The 21,729-nt window shown below is 40.4% G+C and carries 17 protein-coding genes; 9 read left to right on the top strand and 8 right to left on the bottom strand.

What is annotated here, in order from left to right:
* The first annotated feature begins 36 nt into the window (after positions 1-36).
* The 9 genes from ACYRY3_RS40780 (at position 37) to ACYRY3_RS40820 (ending at position 9,910) form a co-directional block, all read left to right on the top strand.
* Entirely contained in the window at positions 37-1,365 is a 1,329-nt protein-coding gene (locus ACYRY3_RS40780) for a glycosyltransferase (RefSeq protein ID WP_460207541.1), read from the top strand.
* Positions 1,362-2,822: a hypothetical protein gene (locus ACYRY3_RS40785; protein ID WP_460207542.1), complete on the top strand. Its 1,461-nt coding sequence runs from the start codon at positions 1,362-1,364 to the stop codon at positions 2,820-2,822. Before ACYRY3_RS40780 ends, ACYRY3_RS40785 begins: the two co-directional genes overlap by 4 nt.
* A 28-nt stretch (positions 2,823-2,850) precedes the next feature.
* Positions 2,851-4,020 carry a glycosyltransferase family 4 protein gene (locus ACYRY3_RS40790; RefSeq protein ID WP_460207543.1) on the top strand — a complete coding sequence of 390 codons (1,170 nt, stop codon included), beginning with the start codon at positions 2,851-2,853 and terminating at the stop codon, positions 4,018-4,020.
* A gap of 18 nt (positions 4,021-4,038) precedes the next feature.
* The gene (locus ACYRY3_RS40795; protein ID WP_460207544.1) at positions 4,039-5,193 is read left to right on the top strand and encodes a glycosyltransferase; all 1,155 of its coding nucleotides are present in this window, start codon (positions 4,039-4,041) and stop codon (positions 5,191-5,193) included.
* 161 nt (positions 5,194-5,354) lie between these two features.
* On the top strand, positions 5,355-6,569 hold the full coding sequence (locus ACYRY3_RS40800; protein ID WP_460207545.1) for a glycosyltransferase: 1,215 nt from the start codon (positions 5,355-5,357) through the stop codon (positions 6,567-6,569).
* 9 nt (positions 6,570-6,578) lie between these two features.
* Entirely contained in the window at positions 6,579-7,769 is a 1,191-nt protein-coding gene (locus tag ACYRY3_RS40805) for a glycosyltransferase family 4 protein (RefSeq protein WP_460207546.1), read from the top strand.
* Entirely contained in the window at positions 7,732-8,553 is an 822-nt protein-coding gene (locus tag ACYRY3_RS40810; protein ID WP_460207547.1) for a glycosyltransferase family 2 protein, read from the top strand. Before ACYRY3_RS40805 ends, ACYRY3_RS40810 begins: the two co-directional genes overlap by 38 nt.
* Before the next feature lie 156 nt (positions 8,554-8,709).
* Positions 8,710-9,318 (top strand): YdcF family protein, encoded by a 609-nt coding sequence (locus ACYRY3_RS40815; protein WP_460207548.1) that lies wholly within the window; start codon positions 8,710-8,712, stop codon positions 9,316-9,318.
* Entirely contained in the window at positions 9,305-9,910 is a 606-nt protein-coding gene (locus tag ACYRY3_RS40820) for a WcaF family extracellular polysaccharide biosynthesis acetyltransferase (protein ID WP_460207549.1), read from the top strand. The genes ACYRY3_RS40815 and ACYRY3_RS40820 overlap by 14 nt, the downstream gene beginning before the upstream one ends.
* 51 nt (positions 9,911-9,961) lie before the next feature.
* Here ACYRY3_RS40820 and ACYRY3_RS40825 read toward each other — a convergent pair whose 3' ends face one another.
* From ACYRY3_RS40825 to ACYRY3_RS40860, 8 genes are all read right to left on the bottom strand, one after another.
* Positions 9,962-11,050 carry a glycosyltransferase family 4 protein gene (locus tag ACYRY3_RS40825; protein ID WP_460207550.1) on the bottom strand — a complete coding sequence of 363 codons (1,089 nt, stop codon included), beginning with the start codon at positions 11,048-11,050 and terminating at the stop codon, positions 9,962-9,964.
* 812 nt (positions 11,051-11,862) lie between these two features.
* Positions 11,863-12,471, bottom strand: a complete 609-nt coding sequence (locus ACYRY3_RS40830; protein WP_460207551.1) for a PEP-CTERM sorting domain-containing protein — start codon at positions 12,469-12,471, stop codon at positions 11,863-11,865.
* A 956-nt stretch (positions 12,472-13,427) separates the two neighbouring features.
* Positions 13,428-15,527 carry a GumC family protein gene (locus ACYRY3_RS40835; protein WP_460207552.1) on the bottom strand — a complete coding sequence of 700 codons (2,100 nt, stop codon included), beginning with the start codon at positions 15,525-15,527 and terminating at the stop codon, positions 13,428-13,430.
* Between the two features lie 375 nt (positions 15,528-15,902).
* Positions 15,903-16,262, bottom strand: coding sequence for a hypothetical protein (locus tag ACYRY3_RS40840; protein WP_460207553.1), 360 nt, complete (start codon positions 16,260-16,262; stop codon positions 15,903-15,905).
* A gap of 77 nt (positions 16,263-16,339) precedes the next feature.
* Positions 16,340-16,807 carry a tetratricopeptide repeat protein gene (locus tag ACYRY3_RS40845; RefSeq protein WP_460207554.1) on the bottom strand — a complete coding sequence of 156 codons (468 nt, stop codon included), beginning with the start codon at positions 16,805-16,807 and terminating at the stop codon, positions 16,340-16,342.
* Positions 16,808-17,015: 208 nt separating this feature from the next.
* Positions 17,016-17,198 (bottom strand): hypothetical protein, encoded by a 183-nt coding sequence (locus ACYRY3_RS40850; protein ID WP_460207555.1) that lies wholly within the window; start codon positions 17,196-17,198, stop codon positions 17,016-17,018.
* 86 nt (positions 17,199-17,284) lie between these two features.
* Positions 17,285-18,409: a hybrid sensor histidine kinase/response regulator gene (locus ACYRY3_RS40855; RefSeq protein WP_460207556.1), complete on the bottom strand. Its 1,125-nt coding sequence runs from the start codon at positions 18,407-18,409 to the stop codon at positions 17,285-17,287.
* Positions 18,410-18,413: 4 nt separating this feature from the next.
* A complete protein-coding gene (locus ACYRY3_RS40860; RefSeq protein ID WP_460207557.1) occupies positions 18,414-21,638 on the bottom strand; it encodes a PAS domain S-box protein in 3,225 nt (1,074 codons plus the stop codon).
* Positions 21,639-21,729: the final 91 nt, after the last annotated feature.

The raw sequence follows: 21,729 nt of genomic DNA on the forward strand, positions 1-21,729 counted from the left end.
TTTATTTTTCTGTGCAATGACTTGGAGTATACTACTTTGGCTTATCGCGTTCTAATTGTCAGTCCTCACTTTCCACCAATTAATGCCCCAGATCATCAACGAATTCGTACTTCCCTACCGTATATGCACGAGTTTGGGTGGGAACCCTGGGTGTTGGCAGTCAGCCCTGAATATGTCCAAGCTACAATAGACCCCTGGCTTGAGAAGACTATCCCTGCAAATATACCCACCATATATACACCAGCATTGCCAGTGCAGTATACACGCTATCTTGGCATGGGTAGCCTTGGTCTACGTTGTATTCTTCATATGGTTCAGGCAGGCGATCGCCTCCTCAAGCAAAATAAGTTCGATTTAGTCTACTTCTCAACCACTGTATTTACTGCAATGGCTCTAGGTCTTAGATGGTACAAACGTTTTGGTATTCCTTACGTCCTAGACTTCCAAGACCCTTGGCTAAGTAATTACTACAAGCAGCCAGGGAACTCATCGCCACCAGGTGGACGTTTGAAGTATGAATTTTCGCAATTTCAGGCAAAACTGTTGGAACCTAAAGCGCTGAGTCAAGCCAGCCACGTAATTAGTGTTTCACCGGCATACCCAAAAACTCTACAACAGCGCTATCCCCACCTGCATCCAGAACAGTTTACAGTTCTGCCTTTTGGGGCACCTGAAGCTGATTTCAAGCAGCTACCATCTTTTAACATTCAGCAAACAATTTTTGACCCCAACGATGGTAAGCGTCACTGGGTTTACGTGGGGAGAGGTGGCAATGATATGGCATTAGCACTGAAAAGTTTATTTCTAAGTATACAATCAGAACGTCAACGAGATCCCGAACAATGGCAAGCAGTTCAGTTACACTTTGTTGGCACCAGCTATGCGCCAAGAGACCGCGCTTTAAAAACCGTAGAACCAATAGCCCAAGAGTTAGGAGTTGCCGATTTAGTCACAGAGCATACTCAGCGAATTCCCTATTTTGAAGCGCTGCAAGTACTCGTTGATAGCGATGCTATCTTGCTCATTGGTTCTAACGACTCCGGATATACAGCTTCTAAGCTTTACCCATGCATTTTAGCCCGAAAACCAATTTTGGCAATTTTTCACAGAGAGAGTTCTGTTGTAGACATTTTACACTGCTGTCAGGCAGGTCAGGCAATAACTTTTGCTTCAGAAAACCAGCCCAATGATTTACTAGCTGAGGTGAGCCTTCAACTCCGCGAACTTCTGTCTTTACCGAAAGGTTACCAACCACAAACTAACTGGGAAGCATTTCAACCTTATACAGCTAGAGAGACGGCTCGTCAGCAGTGTGCCATATTTGATGGATGTCTTTCCGCTAAAATTCACAGTCAATCATTATGACTCATTCTTTAGGCTCCACTTTCCAAGAGTTAGCTTTATTACCTGCACGCGCACGCCAGGAACGGCAACAACTCCTAAAAGTCTTTTGGCTGATTGCTTTGGGGCTATTTATATTTGAATGTTTGTGGGTTGAGAGCAGTTCCTTTGCGGCTAATTTTGGAGCTATTTTAATCACTGGTGCAGCTCTGTTACCAAGTTATTTGTGGTGCTCCGGTCATGCTTTGGGAATACCAATTTTTCCTTTATTTGCTCTGACCTTTGTTTGGACTCATGCTTTACCTCTAATCAGTCACCATCCTGTTGTCATTACTTACTCTCCTGAAAGCCATCTATTTGCCAGTTTTACAGTAGCAGGTTTTTTAGGACTTGGAACTTTTATCTGGTTTCAATTTGTGAAATCTGCTCCTTTGCCACCTCCATCCTACCGCGCTATAAATAGTCAGAAGGGTGATGCATTTTTCTTATGTGTTTTGGCAACTGGCGTTCTATACAATATGAATTTTGTTGCCGGTTGGTTTGTCCTTGATGCAGGTATATTTTCTATTGTTCGTGGCCTAATTCTAGGATTAACTACTCTAGCTATCTTTGTGCTTGCTTACAATTTAGGGAATCAAAAGCTATCTAAAGGTCAAGCACGATTGTTTATCATTGTACTAACCGCTTATCTAGTATCCAGTGTAGCCAGCTTGTTGCTAATATCAGCAGCTTCTACATTTTTGGTGGCTACAGTTGCCTTTATTATTGGACGTAAAAAAGTACCTGTCTTGCCTATTGTAATTATCCTGATTTGTTTGTCGCTATTGCACTCTGGCAAAAATGAGATGCGAGCTAAATACTGGGGTCAAATTTCTATTCAACCTTGGGAGTACCCCGCTTGGTTTACTGAGTGGGTTGGTTATTCATTGGAAAGTTTCAACAAGCAGAATAATTTACCTCAATCGCAAGAAGCTTCATTTTTAGAACGTTCTAGTGTTATTCATATGCTACTTCTTACCCAAGATAAAAGCCCTGATAGAGTCCCTTTTTTAAATGGAAAAACCTACGAAATCTTGCCACAAGTTATAGTTCCTCGCATTTTTAATGCTAATAAAATCTGGTCTCATGAAGGAACGTACCTATTAAATATTGAATATGGGCTGCAAACACGTGAAGCAACTTACACCACTACCATTGGCTGGGGTCTACTAGCTGAGTCCTATGCTAATTTTGGTCTATTAGGCTGTGCGGGACTTGCTATTGTTTTTGGAGTCGTTTATGGGCAATCAACTCGTTGTAGTCTCAATACACCAATTCTTTCAGCACGCTCTTTATTTACTATACTGATGATGACCTTTGCCTTTCAATCGGAATGGACAGCAGGGGTATATGTCGCCGCTCTATTTCAGTCTACTGTAGCATTAAGTGGCATTATAGTGTTTCTCATGAAAACCTATAAGATGCCAAGTCCTTCAGTTTAAGCTAATAAAGCATAACTTAAGTGCTGTTATGAAAAAACTGGCGATTATTACCTCCCATCCCATTCAGTACTACGCACCTTGGTTTCGATATCTGGCTACTCATGCAGAGTTTGCCATTCAAGTATTTTATCTTTGGGATTTTGGTGTCACACAGCAAGTTGATAAGGGGTTTCAACATTCTTTACTGTGGGATATTCCCTTACTAACAGGCTACAATTACGAGTTTGTTCCTAATATTAGTTCCAACCCAGGTACACATCATTTTTGGGGTCTAAAAAATCCTGCACTATTATCACAAGTCAACTCATATAACCCAGATGCAGTGTTACTTATGATTTACAACTATGCTAGCATCTATCAATTTATTTTAAGCTGGAATAGTCATCAGGCTCCCTTGTTATTTCGAGGAGATTCCCATAAGTTATTACGATCAACTGGAATTAAAGCATGGGCGCGTCGGCAATTTATTTCTCTCATATATCGGCGTTTTGCTGCCTGCCTTTATGTTGGTAAGGCAAACTATAATTACTTCCTATATCATGGCGTTCCTGGTAATCATCTTTTTTTCTCACCCCATGCTGTAGATAACGATCGCTTCTTTGCCCAAACCGAGACTGCAATCCACCAAGCTGTTGCTTGGAAAAAGGAATTAGGTATTCCTGAAAGTGATGCAGTCATACTATTTGTTGGTAAGTTTGAAGAAAAAAAACGACCTTTAGATTTACTTCGAGCTTTTTTGCAGGCAAAACTTTCCCAGGTGTCACTGTTATTTGTTGGTGCAGGACTTTTAGAACACAATCTAAAATCAGAAGCCGCAGGTCATAAAAATATATATTTTGCTCCCTTTCAAAACCAAAGTTTGATGCCACGCACTTATGCAGCTGCAGACCTAGTGGTGCTACCTAGTTATGGTATTCACGAAACTTGGGGCTTAGTTATTAATGAAGCCATGTGCCTTGGTCGCCCAGTTATAACTAGTACCCATGTAGGATGCTCTCAAGACCTTGTGCATACCTATCACAATGGTTTGACTTTTTCTGCCGATGACATACCTGCCCTAGCTCGTAGTCTGCAAGAGGCATTTTCCGATCGACAACGCCTACAGCAATGGGGAGAAAACAGCCGCAAAATCATATCTCAGTACAGCTATACCCAAGCCACTCAAGGGCTCAGCCAAGCCCTGAAATCTATCATCTAAAAACACCAATCTTGAATAATGGCAAGTCATCTTAATTCAATGCTGTTTCATCTTTTGTTTCCCAATCTGTTTGGCTATAAGGGTGGTATACAAGTATACTCTGCTTTTTTCTTACGCGCTCTGCAAAGTCTTTATCCTCAGAGTCAGTATGATGTTTTTCTTAAACATGATGTCCAAACTTCACCTCACATTCCGTGTTTACCTCACACTCAATTTCATTTTGCTGGAGCATGGGCATTAAAGATACGCACACCTATCTTTGCCGCTCAAATTATCAGCAAATGCCTTCAAAAACGCCCAAACTTGATAATTACAACGCACTTAAATTTTACCCTTGCTGCCTACTGCCTTAAACGTCTGACTGGCATTCCCTACTGGACAGTTGCCCACGGTATAGAAGCTTGGAATATTAAAAACTCTGCTATAAAAACTGCTTTACGTCATGCAGACCTGATTCTGGCTGTTAGCAGCTACACCCGCGATCGCTTACTGGCAGAACAAAACCTCGACCCCAATAAAGTCACTATATTATTTAATACGTTTGATCCTTACCGTTTCCAAACAGCATCGAAACCGACTTATTTACTAAAACAACATCGACTTAAACCAGAACAACCAGTCATATTAACTGTTGCAAGACTGGCTGAAGTTGAGCGGTACAAGGGTTATGACCAGATTTTAAAAGCACTTCCTAAGATTCGTCAGACCATTCCTAATGTTCGCTATATTATCGTTGGAAAGGGAAGCGATCGCGCTAGGATTGAGCAGTTAATCGAACAACTTAGTTTGCAAGATTGCGTTACCTTGGCTGGGTTCGTACCAGATGAGCAATTATGTGATTACTATAACCTCTGTGATGTTTTTGCCATGCCTAGTAAAAGAGAAGGTTTTGGCATTGTCTACTTAGAAGCATTGGCTTGTGGCAAACCTGTTTTAGCAGGCAATCAAGATGGGGCTATTGATGCTCTTTGTCACGGTAAACTAGGCGCACTAGTGAACCCTGATGATGTTGAAGCAATTGCTCAAACAATAGTTCAAATTCTACAAGGTACTTATCCAAATACTTTGATGTATCAGCCTGAAAGTTTACGGCAAAAAGTGATTGATACATTTGGCTTTGACCGATTCAAACAAACCCTAGCAAGCCTCGTGGATAAGACGATTGGTTGCTAGCAAGGAAATAATTTTTATGTGTGGTATTGCAGGAATTCCTACAGTTAACCAATATCAAGATAGTTTAGACACAATCATTCGACGCATACAGATTGCAATACAACATTGTGGTCTGTTTTATTTTTAGTCTTAATTTAATTACTATTTTAGTATTATTTATTGTGAATAAACTTGTTCAGCATATTCGTGTTTGCCAGGTAGTAGCTAGCATAAATGAGAACATTGGTGGACCTGCTTACTCTGTAAGCAACTTAGCACAAGCTCTGTCGCAGCAGCAGATTTGTTCTCACCTATTTACTCTTGATTACGAAAATCATGGCAAACAAATCCCCATTACAAATGTCATCCTTCATAACTACCCTGCAACATTCTTAACAAGAAATTTGCGAGGGTTTCAACCTAAAGCCAGACTAGCACTACAGAAATTAGCTTCTACAAAACTAGACATAATTCACAGTCACGGATTATGGATGTTCCCTAATCTTTATGCTCGCCAAGTGGCTATTAGCAATCACTTACCACTCCTCATTTCTCCTAGAGGTATGCTAGAAGCTTGGTCATTAAGAAACAGTTGGTTCAAAAAATTGCCAGCTTGGTTTTTGTATGAAAACCAGAACTTGAAGAGCGCAACTGCTTTCCACGCCACTTCTTATGAAGAAGCAGAGTCTCTCCGCAATCTCCATTTTCGTCAGCCCATTGCCGTCATACCCAACGGAGTTAACCTTCCTGATTTAAGTAATCTGCCAAGTCGCCAAGTTTTAATCAATACTTTTCCTGAGCTTACAGAAAAAAAATGGCTTTTGTTTTTATCTAGGATTCATCCCAAGAAAGGTTTAGATAATTTACTTTATTCTTGGCAATTCCTAGCAAATCAATTTCCTGATTGGCATCTGATTATTGCTGGTTCTGACTTAATTGGCTATCAAGCGAAGTTAGAACTACTGACAGCAGAACTAAAACTCAAACAACAAGTGACTTTTACTGGAATGCTAACAGGTCAGCAGAAAGCCTCTGCGCTTGGAAATGCTGATTTATTTGTCTTGCCAACTCACTCAGAGAACTTTGGAATTGCAATTGCAGAGTCGCTAGCTTACGGAGTGCCTGTTATTACGACCAAAGAAGCTCCGTGGCAGGATTTGGATCGCTGTGAATGCGGTTGGTGGATTGAAGATAACCAACAAGCGCTAACAGTTGCTTTGGCTGAAGCAATCAGTTTGTCGTCCGAACAACGACAAGCAATGGGTTTAAGAGGAAGAAATTTAGTGGAAAGTAAATATTCTTGGAATTCCATTGCCAGTCAAATGGCAAACGTCTATCAGTGGATTCTCGGTGGTAACCAGCCCCCTAACTGCGTTAAATTTTACGAATCAAACTGAGGTAGGTCTGTGATTATTTCCATAGCAACAGGTCCGTGGCTACCCGTTCCTGCCGTACAGGGGGGCGCTATTCCCAGACTTTGGCAAGGTATAGCAGAAGAATTCGCTGCTAAAGGTCATGAAGTTAGAATTCTTTGTCGTGCCTATCAAGGGCAACCTCCAACAGAAGTTATAAATGGCGTTCAGTACATCCGCAAAGGAGGTTTTTTTCAAAGTACCAATATTAAGCTGGATTTACTTAAAGACTTCGTCTACGGACTGTTGGTTTTTCCTACCTTACCATCAGCCGATATTTTAGTCATCAATGATTTTTGGCTACCTGTATTTGCAGCCTTACGTCCAAAAGCTGGAAAGGTTGTGATAAATGCAAATCGGTTTCCTAAGAAACAGTATTGGTTATACAGAGGAACTACCTTCTTTGCAGTTGCATCTCGAGCTATTGAGAAAGCCATTGCTAATGAATATCCTGCTGCCCTATCGCGAATGCGAGTAATCCCAAACCCAATTGATACCCGAGTATTTTTTCCAGCTACTGAAGTGAGCACACAACGGCAAGAGAAAATTATCTTATACGTAGGCAGAATTCATCCAGAAAAAGGAATTCATCTCTTGTTAGATGCTTTCTCGATTGTGTCGCAAGAAATTTCTGGGGTAAAGCTTAGAATTATTGGTCCATGGCAGGAAAATCAAGGTGGTGGTGGTAAGCAGTATTTACAAACTCTCTACACTAAATTTGTAGGACTTAATATTGAATTGTTAGATCCTATTTTTGATGTAAATAAGCTGGCTGAAGCTTACCGCGAAGCAGATTTGTTTTGCTATCCTTCCTTAGCAGAAAGAGGAGAGTCTTTTGGTGTCGCTCCCCTAGAAGCAATGGCATCAGGTCTCATTCCTGTTGTTTCTAATTTAGATTGTTTTCGAGATTTTATTGATAATGAGTACACGGGTTTTTTCTTCAATCACCGAAGTCCTGAAGCTGTCATAAATCTTGCCAAAATTTTAGTATCAGTACTTTTGAATTGGAAAGAAAACTTTAAAGTTAGACAAGCAGCTATCAAAAAATCAATGGAATACAGTTATGTAAAAATTGCAGAAGATTATTTACAATGTTTTGAAAATATAGTGTTAAAAAATAAAAAACCGCATCATAAATTTACTATGTATGATAAGCAATATAACTCCACTAATACTTACATTTAATGAAGCTCCAAACATTGAACGCACGCTCCAGCGTCTTATTTGGGCACAAAGAATTGTTGTTATTGATAGTTATAGTACTGACGAAACATTAGAAATTCTTAATTCTTATTCCCAGGTAAGAGTCTTTCAAAGAAAATTTGACTCTTTTGCTAATCAATGTAATTACGGGTTATCAAAAATTACTTCTAAATGGGTACTTTCTCTAGATGCAGATTACATACTATCTGAAGAATTGATTGCTGAAATGAAAGCCTTACCAGACAATTCCGAAAATGATGGCTACTTCGTTAGATTTAAGTATTGTGTCTTCGGCAAACCTCTACACGGTACTTTACTACCACCACGTCAAGTTCTTTTCAAACGAGATAAAGCAGCCTACACAGATGATGGTCATGCCCATCAAGTTATTGTGGAAGGAGTTTCTAAAGTACTTTCCTCTTATATCCACCACGATGACCGCAAGTCTCTCACTCGTTGGCTGTGGGCGCAAGATCGCTACATGGTAATTGAAGCCAAAAAGCTTACAGAGGCTTCTGCTAGTGAACTCAGCTTGGGCGATCGCATTCGTAAGCAAAAGATACTAGCACCTTTTGTGATTCTGTTCTATTGTCTTATCCTTAAAGGAGCTATTCTTGATGGATGGCATGGCTGGTATTATACCTTTCAGCGCGTCTTTGCAGAAATCTTATTGTCTATTCGCTTAATTGAATATGAAAAACAACACAAACAAGATAGCTATAATATTAGTAGTAACTCAGTTGATGCGATAACACTCAGCCAGTAGTAAGGGTATTCATGGTTTAACTAATTTCTAAGTCTCCCTCCAGTTGTGTGCATAAAACACGAAGCGGGCTTACTATATTACAATAGTGACAAAAGCTGCATTTCTGGCAATTCGTTAAAGAATGAAATTTGTGAAGCTTGATAACAGAACAAATTTATGAAAGTCTTAGTGGGGGAGTTATACCGCTATTTCAAAAAATATTGGATTTTTGCTCTCGCAGGGTTGATTATCATCCTTTTAAGCATCATTCCCTTACGTTTGGCGATCGCCTCCTATCAAGTCCCCCACCCACAAGCAATTCTTACTCTTGGTGGTGGTGCAGACAGAGAAAAATTCGCTGCTAAGCTAGCTCAAGACAACCCCTCTCTGGACATCTGGGTTTCCTCTGGCACAACTCCAGAGAAAGCCCACCTCATCTTTCAAAATCTGGGTATTCCAGACTCCCGTCTTCACCTCGACTACCGCGCTGTTGACACTGTGACCAACTTCACCTCTCTTGTGCCTGATTTCAAACTGCATCAAATTAAGCATCTTTACTTAATTACCTCCGACTTCCATATGCCAAGGGCAAAAGTCATAGGCACCCTCATTCTTGGCAGCCAAGGTATTACCTTCACCCCAGTGTCCGTTCCTTCTAAAGAACCTAAAGAATCACTTCCCCATATCCTTCGTGACAGTGCTCGATCGATCCTTTGGATTGTTACGGGTCGTACTGGAGCCAGTTTGAATCCTCGTATTGCTCGCTCATCATATGCGTCTAAATAACTATACCGCAGGAACTTATACCCCTGGCGCTCCTTTATGGAAACAACTGTTGTGGTACTTTGTTGGAGCACCTCTGGTACAGAGTCATTTACTTCCTACATCATGGTTTAAGGTTTGGGTTCTTCGCTTATTTGGTGCAACAATTGGTCAACAAGTCCGCATCAAACCCGGAGTTCGGGTAAAGTTTCCTTGGCGCTTAACTATAGGCGATTATGTTTGGATTGGTGAAGATGCTTGGCTCGATAATCTTGCGCCGATTACTATTGAAAGTCATGCGTGTTTATCTCAGGGTGTCTACCTGTGTACGGGAAATCATGACTGGAATCACATTGACTTTAAGTTGATTCCTGCACCAATCCGTATAGAAGAAAGTAGTTGGATTGCAGCCAAAGCAGTCATTGGTCCTGGAGTCACAGTAGGAAGGGGAGCAGTGCTGACATTAGGTGGCGTAACTGGACTTTCTTTAGAACCAATGACAATATACGTAGGCAATCCAGCCCAACCTGTCAAGAAGAGGAGAATTGGGGAAGAAGGGGAGAGATTTTTATCTGCAGCGCCGAATGAAAGTTTATGTCTGCCTGATTTGAAGTAAGTATTATTAGGAACAAGTAAGAAACTACCTTAGCACCCTCCCCTTGTCCTCCTAAATCCGACCGTTACTTGCAATTACCGACTTGCGGAATTGCCCTACACTCTGAGCAAACTTGTCTGCTAGGATTTGCCGATACACTGCTTCATAACCATCAGTCATTGCCTGGTAGCTAAAACGCTTGAAGACATATTCTCGACAAGTCTTGCGGTCTAGTTCTATCACCTGATTAACAGCAGCCACACATTCATCAACACTGTCGCAGAGGAACCCTGTCTTTCCGTGAGCAATCACCTCTTGCGTAGACCCCAATCGCATTGCAATCACTGGCGTGCCAGACGCCATTGATTCAATCATCACTAACCCAAACGGTTCTCTCCAAGTGATGGGGAACAAAGTTGCAACTGCGCCACCCATTAATACATTCTTTTGCTCGTGGTTGGCTTCACCCAAGTACTGAATTTGCTTGCCGTCGATCAAAGGTTTAATTTCCCTTTCATAATACTCTACATCAACAACATCTACCTTACCTGCCATCTTCAAGCGCCAACCCGTTCTTTTGGCAATTTCTATTGCATGATGCGGTCCTTTTTCTGGGGATATACGACCTAAAAAGGCTAAATAAGGTTCTTCATCAGGTTGGGGATAGAACTTATAGCTGCTGACATCAATACCGTTGTAAACCGTTGCAGTATAGTTCAATCCCAGCCTTGGTTCCCTCTGTGCATCAGAAATACTGACGTATGGTTGTTTTCTACCATACTTGTACATCTTTTCATTATCAGGGGTAAAAATGCCGTGTAATGTATGGACAGTCGGTGTTTTCACTAAATTGGCATAGGGTATGACGCCATAGCCCATGTGGGAATGAATAATATCAAATTCTTCTGCCATCTCGTACACTTGGCTAAGTTGAAGTGTCTCATAGACATTGCACTCTTTCACGCTCTTATCAAGTCGTAGGGCGCGGGGATGAACCGACACGAGCTTTGCTAAACTAATCGAGTCTCCCGATGCAAATAGGGTTACTTCGTGTCCGCGCCGGACCAATTCATCGGTCAGCAAACCCACTACTAACTCTACACCACCATAAGCTGGCGGTGGTACTCTTTCCCATAATGGAGCGACCTGAGCAATCCGCACAAATAACCTCCTAAAAAGTTGAATGATAAAAGTGCAGACTTTCTTACTAATAAATCATTGAAGCTACCCAGTCTGCATAGGAGCTCGGTGAAAAGAAAAACTTGAGTAAGAACTACATAAAAACTGTATAGGCTTATCTCGATATTTTCTGTCTATCCTAGGTTAGGAAATTATTGTCTACCCAATCAGATACAAAGTCTCTATTTATTAATATTAATATTTCATTTGTTTATTTCTCTAGGACGTTTACAAATTAATAAAAATATGTAATTTTAAAGTTTATATATTTAAAAATATGACTTTAGAGGTAGAAGATTATAGATGAATATTAATATTCCTAGATTTGTCAATACCCCTAATACGGATAAATCTAAGGTTCATATTATTAAAATAATTAAAGCCTTACCACCCTCGGAAATACTGCTACTGTTGCTACAAGAATTTTAGTTGTCTAAGGGATTTTGTTGAATCACTTAGACTTAAAAGCTTTAATGCCTAAAGGTATTGGTTTATTTTTAAACCAAGTTCATCATTCATGTAAATTAGCGATCGCTTAGATTTTTCGTCAAAGATAATTCAAAAATGTAGGGATAAAACATATCGTCCCATGCAGAATCTATTGTCCTTAGATTGGGTTGACAAAACCAACCCAACCCAGTCAGTAAGTAGGTTGGCAGGAATAAAAGCAGTTATCTTAAGGAATATAAGAATTGCTCTAACCGTTACAAATGACAAAAACGAGCTTAAAGGGCTAACTTTATTTGTACCAACCAGCTTAAAATGTTAAGTTTCACTGTCGTTTTATGTTGTCTTTACTTGTGTCTTTGTCTGTATTTTAATAGAGAGGTCATACCAAAAGCACCAACGGTCAACAAACCCAACATCGATCCTGGTTCGGGAACTAGGGTAGTGTTAGGAGAAGTCACACTCAACTTCACATCGTCAAGTAACATTCCAATATTATCGTTGCCAGTTCCTTCAAAAACCAATTTTCCATTGCTTGCTGAAGTAATGGTAACATTTCTTGTAAAGCTTTGAAAGCCTTGGGATGCTGGCAGCGAAAATGTTTCTGTAAACAAGCTACCCAAAGATACAATCACCGAGTTGTTTTTGTTGTCTATTCTTTGGGTTCCAGCAAGCTTAAATGACAGGTTAATAATTTCACCTGGATTAAAGATGAAGGTTGTTTTAGATTCTAGCTTACCAGCTTTATAAGTCGAACCGTCCATATCTACATACAGCCCATTGCTGGGAAGAAAGTCAAAAGAGGTTGACGACAAACCCTTTCCAATCAAATCAACACTACCATTGACTACGTTCCAATTAGCAAAATTTCCATAATTTAATTGAGGAATACCAGTACCTTCTGTGTCAAAATTATCTTGTAGGTAAATAGTTGCAGCGGTAGCAAAAGACGACAATATTAGTTCGATTGTAGAAAAGGTTATTAACATTAAACCCATCTTAGCTAAGTTTTTCATCAAAGTTTTAGTGACCATATAATTTTAAAAAAAAGACAATAGTTTCCAAGCATATCACTCTTGATTGCACACGCAATTAAGGAGAAAAAATTGCAAATAATGCCTAATTACAACAGGTAAGAAATTAACCTGTCGTAATTAGCTGGCATCTTGCACCTTCTTTGTGGGGGATCGTGGGCAGTGCTCAACCTACGAAACAATAAGCTTTTTGGGCTGTGATTTTTGCAATAAGACGATGGTGCGAAATATGAGTTAGGGAAGATACGAAAATTTTTTAAATGTTAAGTAGGTAGGCAAGAATACAAGCAGCTATAAAATAACTGAAATCCTTACCCATTCCTAATGGCGAGCCTGACTAGTTAACGCTATTTGTAACGACCTACTTAAAGGCTTTGAGTTTCTTAATTTTTCTCTTCAATATCGCAATAAAATATTCCTACGTATTTTCTTTGCTGGTATATATACGTAAGTTACTCGGTTATTTCTTTTTTTGCTAGGGTATTTATTGAATTTTATATAAAAATTACATTGATAAATCTAACAAAAAAGTAGTTATAAGTTACTTATTACAAGGCTTTTGAACACAAAACAAAATAACTTGGCAGATTTAACTTCATAAAATTACGTTTTTTCTTTAAAATATATTTATTTATAACCGTAATTACACGTAAATTTCATTGCGAGTAATTAAGAGACTTTCATGTAAAAAAATCCTAAAAATCTGGTATCAGTACTAAGCAAAATGATTTATATATTAGAGTGACTGATTTACAAGGATTTCAGGTGCTTTGAAGGGGTAATTCTAGACGTTCTCAGTTGCATGCAGTACAAAGACACAGAGACGCTTTAAACACGGCGTCTCTACACGGCTCGTAGTAATTCAAAGGGTGGGAGCATCAAACCTTTGTAGCACTTACACTGTAAGTAGCTGTCTTACTTTGAGTAGCATTAATCGCCACACCTAAAACGTGTTGACCTGCTTTTTCCAGCAAATCTTTAGATAATTCGATATTAGTAGAATCCGCTACTCCTGGTCGAACAACGAATAAGACACCATTAGAAATCTTGCCTAGGATAGTCGCATCTGCTGCTACGGTTAACGGAGGAGTATCGATAATCACAAAATCATAAGTTTGTGCAACCTGCCCTACCAATACAGCCATTTGACTGGAATCAAGTAGGGCAACAGGATTGCGAGTTGCAACACCTGCGGTTAGCACCTGCAAATTCGGTTGAACCTCCGTGAGAGACTCTTCTAAACAAGACTCACTAGTGAGAACACTGCTTAAACCACGCTCATTCGGAATTTCCCAGATTTTATGCTGGCTGGGATGACGCAAATCTCCATCTATCAGCAACACTCTACGACCTAACTGAGACATAGCAACAGCCAAATTCACAGCAACAGTGGACTTGCCTTCTTTAGGTACAGAACTTGCAACAACTATGATTTTAACTGGTCTATCTGAATTAAAAAACCTTAGATTGGTTTGCAGCATTTGAAAAGCTTCGCTGACAGGAGAATCTGGGTTATTTCTAACAATAATCTCTGGAACAGCATGAATAAGATTGCGATGGGGAATTGGAGGAATGATAGCTAGGACAGGATAAGAATCTAACAAGTCTCTAGCTGATTTAGAAGTTTTAACAGTACCGTCAATTTTTTCCAACAACCAAGCAGCAGCGCCACCTAAGAAAATTCCACCAATCAAACCTTGTAGTAAGTTCATATACTGACGGCTTTTAATTGGTTGTCCTGGAACTAAAGCAGGTGTAATAATTCGAGCATTACCCACCTGCTGATTTTCTGCTACCTGAAGTTCCTGATGTCTATCCAAAAGATTTTTATAGCTTGTTTCTGTGGCAGCTATTTCACGTTCTAGCTGTCTTTGTTGAAGTTCTAGTTGGGGTAAAGTGTTAGCTCGTTGTCTGTAGGACTCAATAACTCCAGCCAAAGCTTTTAACCGCACCTGCAAACTTAACCTTTCTGCTTCAGCATTGGCGTAGGTACTCAAGATTCCTTGCTGCAAACCTTGACCTCTAAGCTGCACAATCTTTTCCGGGTCATTGATTTGGTTAAAGCGTCCAGCTTTACCGATAAAGCTTTGTTCTATCCGTCGTTTGAGTTCTCGATTAAGAATACTGACTTGTTCCTTAAGGTTAATCACTGTTGGATGGACATCTGTTAAGCGCAGTCTTGAAACTTCAAGCTTTTGTTGAGCCTCTTGTAACTGTCCGAGAACCCCAATAGTTGTTGGAGATTCACCTACAAAACCTGCAATGACAGCTTCTTGGGAACTTACACCAAAAAAGCTTTTGATTGATTGCATACGCGCAGTTTGAGCTGCAAAGTCAGATCGTGTAGCAGCCACTTGCTTATCCAAGTCGCTAAGAATCTGTACGCTTGATGCTGCTTCTGCTTTGAGATCTAAAACTCTATTTCGCTGTTTGAATTTTTGAAGCGTTTCTTCAGCTGTTTGTAATGCTGCTTTTCTTATAGGTAGTTGTTGCGCGATAAAATCCCTTGCAGACCGAGTTTCAGCACGGTTTGCGCTTATATCATTTTCTATATAAATCCTCATTAAGGTATTGACAATTGATGCAGCCTTTTTTGGATCTGTACTCTTATAAGATAATTCCAGAATATCAGTTCCCTTAACATTTGTAACTTGCAATTCTCGTAACACTGTGTGAGGATGTTGAGAGAGCTTTAAAGTAGCTATCGCTCTTTCCGCTAAAGGCAGAGAACGCAAAATTGCTGCCTCATTTTCTAAAGGATTACCACTGACTGACGTTTCTAGCTGACCCAGTTGGCTTCCAACTCCTGTCAGTGAAGAAGTTGTATTCTTTTTAAATAAAAGTTGACCAGATGCTTGGTAAATAGGTGTATCCTGCATCGTTTTCACGGCGCTTAAGAGTAATACAGCCAAAAAGACGATAGAAGCTGGCAACCATCGTCGTCTCAGAATAAACCAAATTTGTAAGTAATCTTCCATGAGTGTTGTTGTGGGGAAAAGTCGGTTTTACTTAATTTAATTTAAAAATTAGTAAAATACACCCTTATTAGACCAAAGCCCAAGTTTTGAAAAAACCAGTTAGATTTATGTTCGGGCTTGTGTCTTATTTGATAACGTTAAATTAGTTATGGTTAATAAAACTCTCTAAAGTATAAAAGCCTTGACTAGAAATGCTAATGGCAGAATTACGGAAAAATCTTACCGTCTCCACTGAGATTTTGCAGCTTTCTCCGAGTAATTACAGTTGACAGTTTGCAGTAAAGGATATAGAAAGGTGTTTTTCAAGTGCTACATTCACTGAGAAGCGAGGCTTAAAGGCTGTCTTCTTCTGCCGATCGCCTAATCAACAATATATCAAAGCTCCCTGACCAACAACTCTAGTTCTTCTAGGCACTTACGATCGAATTTAGATAACTTCCATCCCATCTTTTTTTTAACATGAGGAATGGAAAATTGTTTAGTTATGGCATCAAGTCTTTCCTTAGAAAGTAAAAGCCCTTCCTTTGTTTGGATGTGGAAAAAGAATGCTTTAAGCCAGTCTTGAAGTTCGCCAGGATAAAGAGTTTTCCAAGCTCTGACAAACTTACACCCGGTCAATGCATCTTTAAGATTTGTTGCCCGCCCAATGGTGAATACGCCATTGTTTTCTACTATATAGACATAGGGATAAAGCTTGGGGTTTAAAAATGTAGATGGAATATAGAGTGTAGCCATTGTTCATTGTGAATATAATAAAGATGTAATGCTCCCTGATTTTTTATCCAATTTTCTAGCTACCTGACAGTAAGCTATTACTTGGGCAAAGAGTTTGTAATAATTTTACTTAAAAACATTGGGTTGATTGCTTTAAGCTTTCCGAAACATTTATTTGTTAAATCCACTAGTTTTTGCCCCAGAGATTTTCTCTCAATTCCTAAAGCACGCTCGCAGCTAGCGTAAGCCTCCTTGTAATGACCAAGACCGTGCAGAGCAGCGCCTCGAATAACTAAAGTTTCCTCGTCATCTGGTTGAAATTCTAGTGCTTTGTTGCAGTCTTCCAAAGCTTCTGCATAACGACCAAGAAAAATTAGAACTGCACTTCGGGAAACTAAGGTTCTACAACAATTGGGTCTTAACTTCAAAGCTTGCTCGAAACTAAAAAGTGCTTTCTGATAGCACCCAAGATTTGCACAAATATCACCTCTTTTATACCAAAAATCTACTTCATCAACACAATCAGGTGTATAAAATATCTCGTCAATTTGGCTAAAGCTATACATTCTTCTTAAATCTCCGTAGCTTGCAATCAAAGTACTCAATCGCTTGTTATAAAGTTACAATCGCTTTTTTTATATAATAAATAAACGTCAAAAGCACCGAACTTTTTCCTTGGTGTCTTTCACGATATCTGCCGATAACTTATAGTGAGTATTCTCTAAGTGACTGACAATGCTGTTTCCGTATTTACAAGGAAACGGTGTTGTTGGGCTATTCAGTAATAAAACTGAATGTACTGATATGAACAAGTTGGATTGACCCGCCTGAGTCCATGCGATCGCTAATCTGCCATTCCTTACCAGACTGCTGAAAGTACTTTGTTAGCAATGCCTTTGTTAGCCCCCGGTTGATTTCCAGCGAGCCATCACGTTGATGTTGGGTTTCGTTTCTCAAACGCCATTTGCTTCAATGGGGGGAACCCCCACAACGCAGTAGCTCCCCAACCTACGGTCTTCTCTTGTTGTAGGAAAAAGGTTTAATTAATTTATATAATTGACGGGAATTGTGACGGTAAATGTCGTTCCTTTTCCGATTTCACTTTCCACCGTAATTTGCCCGCCATGTAAGTCTACACAACGTTTAACAATGGCTAGACCTAGCCCAGTACCGGGGATTTTTCCGACATTTTTGGCGCGATGGAAAGGAGTAAACAAATTGTCTTGACAGGCGGCTGGAATACCAATACCTTCATCTTGAACTCGAAAAATAACTTGTAAATTTTTATACATGAGTTCTACACGAACAGTGCCACCTTCTGGAGAGTATTTAATGGCATTAGACATTAAATTTGTGAGAATGTGATATATTAATCTTTCATCCATCATCACAGTGACATTGTTGTCTTGAGCAATAAAAGAAACCTTGTGATTGGTTTGAGTTGTTTGGTGCAGATTTTCTACTAGCTGGTGACAATACTCAACTATATATATTGCTGTAGGGTTACAAGTTAGCGTTCCAGACTCAGCAGAGCCAATTGTCAGAACATCTTCCAATAATTGGGTCATGACACCAACGGCAATTTTAATGTTATCAATTTGTTGAAGTTTCTTCTCGTCACTCAACTTGGCATTATAATGCCTTAGCAATTCAGAAGACATTAAGATAATGCTGAGAGGATTGCGAAATTCATGGGATACCATTGAGACATACTGAGATTGGCGATCGCTTTCCTCTTGGGCTTGTTTTTTTAATTCTGCTTCTTTTTCTAAATTGGCACGAATTTTTTCCTCTACCTCATACCGCTTTAGAGCAATTTCAATAGTTGTATGTAATTCTTGAGATTTAAACGGTTTCACTAAATAACCAAAAGGTTCGCTAGATTTACTACGTTCTAATGTTTTTTGGTCGGCATAAGCCGTTACAAAGATAACTGGAATATGAAGTTGTTCCCGGACTTGGCAAGCTGCTTCTATGCCGTCGATTTTACCTTGCAACATAATATCCATAAGCACCAAATCTGGTAGGGTGTTTCTAACTGTTTCAACAACTTTTTCTCCCACTGGGACAATACCAACAACCACATATCCTAAATCTCTTAAGGTATCTGCAGTGTCCTCAGCAATAACAAATTCATCTTCAACTATAAGTATCTTTTTTGCAGTCATATTTTTAAATTCTTTGTGTATAGTGTAATTCAGAAAATTTTAATTTAAAGGTAGTACCATAGCTCCTATCTAGTTCGAGCGAACCTTGTAGCTGATTGCTCCAAATCTTCACTAGCCTCAAGCCCAATGATGTAGTATTGCTCAAGGTGATATGTTCCGGTAAACCAATGCCATCATCACTTACTGTTAATAAAAACTGTTCATTGACTTGATGTAATTTGATACAAATTTTTCCTTGTTGCCCTTGAGGAAAGGCGTGTTTTAAAGCATTAGAAACTAATTCATTGATAAACAATCCACAAGGAATGGCTGTTTCCAGGTTGAGCGTTACATCAGCTATATCAAGCTTGAGTCTAATTTCATTCAGATTGACGGTATAAGAATAAAGTAAATTCTTAGCTAAGTTGTGGATATAATCACTAAAATCAATCCGGGATAAATCCTCAGATTGATACAGTTTTTCATGAATAAGAGCCATAGATTTTACTCTGTTTTGGCTTTCCTTCAAAATGTTGAGAGTTTGCGGATCTTCCGTATAGCGAGACTGTAACTGGAGTAAACTGCAAATAACCTGCAAGTTGTTCTTGACTCTATGGTGAATTTCTTTGAGTAACACCTCTTTTTCTTCAAGTGAAGCTTTGATTCTCTGCTCTGTTTCTCGACGTTCAGTTATATCCTCTGCAATCCCAGCAATACGATAAACTTCCCCAAGTTCGTTGCGGATGGGGAAGGCGCGATCGCGTATCCAGCGTTCTTGACCATCAGGACGTATTATTCGATACTCATGGTCGAATTCTCCGTGAGAAGAGCGTTTGAGAGAATCAAGAATGCGATCGCGGTCTTCAGGATGAACATAATCAAGATAAGAAGATGGTCGATCGTAAACTCTCTCGCGGCTGCGACCCCAAATCTGCTCGTAAGCCCGACTCAAGTAGAGATTTTTACTCTTTTGAGCATTTGTCATCCAAAAGACTTGAGTGATATTGTCTGCTAACTGACGGAAGTGTTCCTCGCTTTCTCGCAGCGCTTCAATAGCCAATTGACGTTCTGTGATATCGCGACAGACACAAATAAGCCCTCCACCTTCAATAGAGGTTAGGGAAAGTTCTTCGGAAAATGTAGTACCATCACGTTTTTTGGCAATAGCTTCTCCCTGCCAATGACCGTTTTGCAGTAATACGGGGAAAATAACTTGCTCTATCCTACTCATTTCGTCGGAATAGTACAGCGCCCTCCAAGTCGTACCAATGAGTTCGCTAGCATTTTCATATCCAAACATGGTGACGTGAGCGTTGTTGACATAAGTGTATTTCCCGTTCGGATCGACAATAGCAATGCCATCTCCTGCCGCCTCAATAGCCGCTAACTGCTTCTGCAATTGCTTATTAAGTTCCCTTAATTCAACCGTCCTCTCCTCCACTCGCATTTCCAACTCCGTTGCAAACTGTTGTAATGCCTTGGTCGCCAGCTGCCGTTCGAGTTCGGCTGCTGCTCTTGCTGCAAAGATACGGAGGATTGCTTCGGCTCGGGGTTCATCTACAAGAATGTTGTTGTCTATAATACAAAGACAACCTATAACCTGACCCAATGAATCAGTCAAAGCGACTCCCAAGTAACTCTCAGCATTGAGTATGGTTAGGGCTGGGGCTTGTGGAAAACACTGTTGTACCTTCTCAGAACATCTGTATATCCCCCGATTAACAGCCAATTCGCACGGTGTCCCGATGATGCTGTACGTGATATCTGGTTGCAATTGGTCATTTGACCAGAAACCAAGGGTATGGAGTTCGTCGCCGATTTTCTGTGCCACAAGCGCATGACGGACATCAAGGGCTGACACGAGATGGCGAACCAGTACTGGGAAAAAATCTTCCCCCGTGACAGAGGCTGTTCCCGACACCAAACTTTGCAGTGCTTGCTCTGCCTGCTTGCGGTTTGTGATGTCTCTACCTTCTGGAATTAGCAGGGTGACTTGCCCCATGTCGTCAAAGACTGGTTTGAGTGAAAAGTCAAATGTCGTTAATTTGCCCTTAGCATCCGGTACAGTGACTTCATTACGGATAAATTTACCTTGGGCGGCTTCAGCGATCGCAGCTTTCACAGCTTGCTGAATTTCTTGGGAACAAGCCCAAGACTGTACTTCCCAAAATGGCATACCTACCAATTCTTTCTCATTGAGACCACAAAAGTCCTGAGCTGCCTGATTGACTAACAAAAACGTGCCGTCAGGTTTCAGCAGCCCGCTCAACTGGAATGCATTGTTAAAAATAGCTTGAAATCTTTGCTCGCTCTCACGCTGTGCCTGTTCTGCTATCTTGCGCTCCGTAATATCGCGCTGTACTGAAACCCAGTGACTATACCAACCGTTTTCATTCGCAATTGGCACAATGTTGACTTCTACCCAAAAGTCAGAACCATCTTTTCGGTAATTAATCAACTCAATTCTGATTGGCTGCCACTTAGAGAGTGCGGCGCGAATTTTATCAAGTTGAGCGCGGTCGGTTTTTGGACCTTGAAGGATGCGTGGTGACTGACCCATCACTTCTTCGGGAGCATACCCGGTCTGACGGGTAAATTCTTCGTTCACATAGAGGATGCGCGGTCCTGGATGACTAATTGGTTCAGCCTCTGTCACCACAATTGCATCGTTGGCGTTGATAACAACTGACCCCCACAAACGGAGTTGTTCGTTTGCCTTGAACAATGCAGCCGTGCGTTCTTCAACTAACTCCTCTAGCTGATTTCGATACTGTGCTAATTCCTCCTCTACTCGCAGGCGTTCCTTCACCTCTGCCAGTGCTTGGTCTCGCATGGTTCGGTAATCCTGAACCCGTTGAGTCAGCTCGGTTACATCCTGAATAGATAACATAGCATAAAAGCCTGCTTCCTCATTGCCTGCAGGTATAGCAGTTACAGTAGTATGCTGAATACGCAATTGCCCGTCTGGCAGGGGTGCCGGAATGAAATGTTTGTGGAGTTGGGAAGAAAAAATGGTGGGCGGTCCACCTAAAAAAATTTGCTGCAGTCGGCTAGCATATTTCGACTGACTTAAGTGGGGAAAATGCTCGTAGATTGTGGTACCCACAATCCGGTCACTAGGCAATTGTGTCCAGTTCTCCATACAACTATTCCAAAACAGCACAACAAAATCTTCGCGCAGCACGCAAACGCCGATTGGCATCTGCTGAAGAACGCTAAATTTTTCTGCTGCTTTCTCTAGGTCTTTCATCTTTACCGTGCCACACTTTCAGCTTTCTTATTGGTACTTAAACTGATTAACCAGAGCTTGCAATTCTAATGCTAATGCTGCAAGTTCCTTG

Source organism: Scytonema sp. NUACC21, assembly GCF_054684315.1.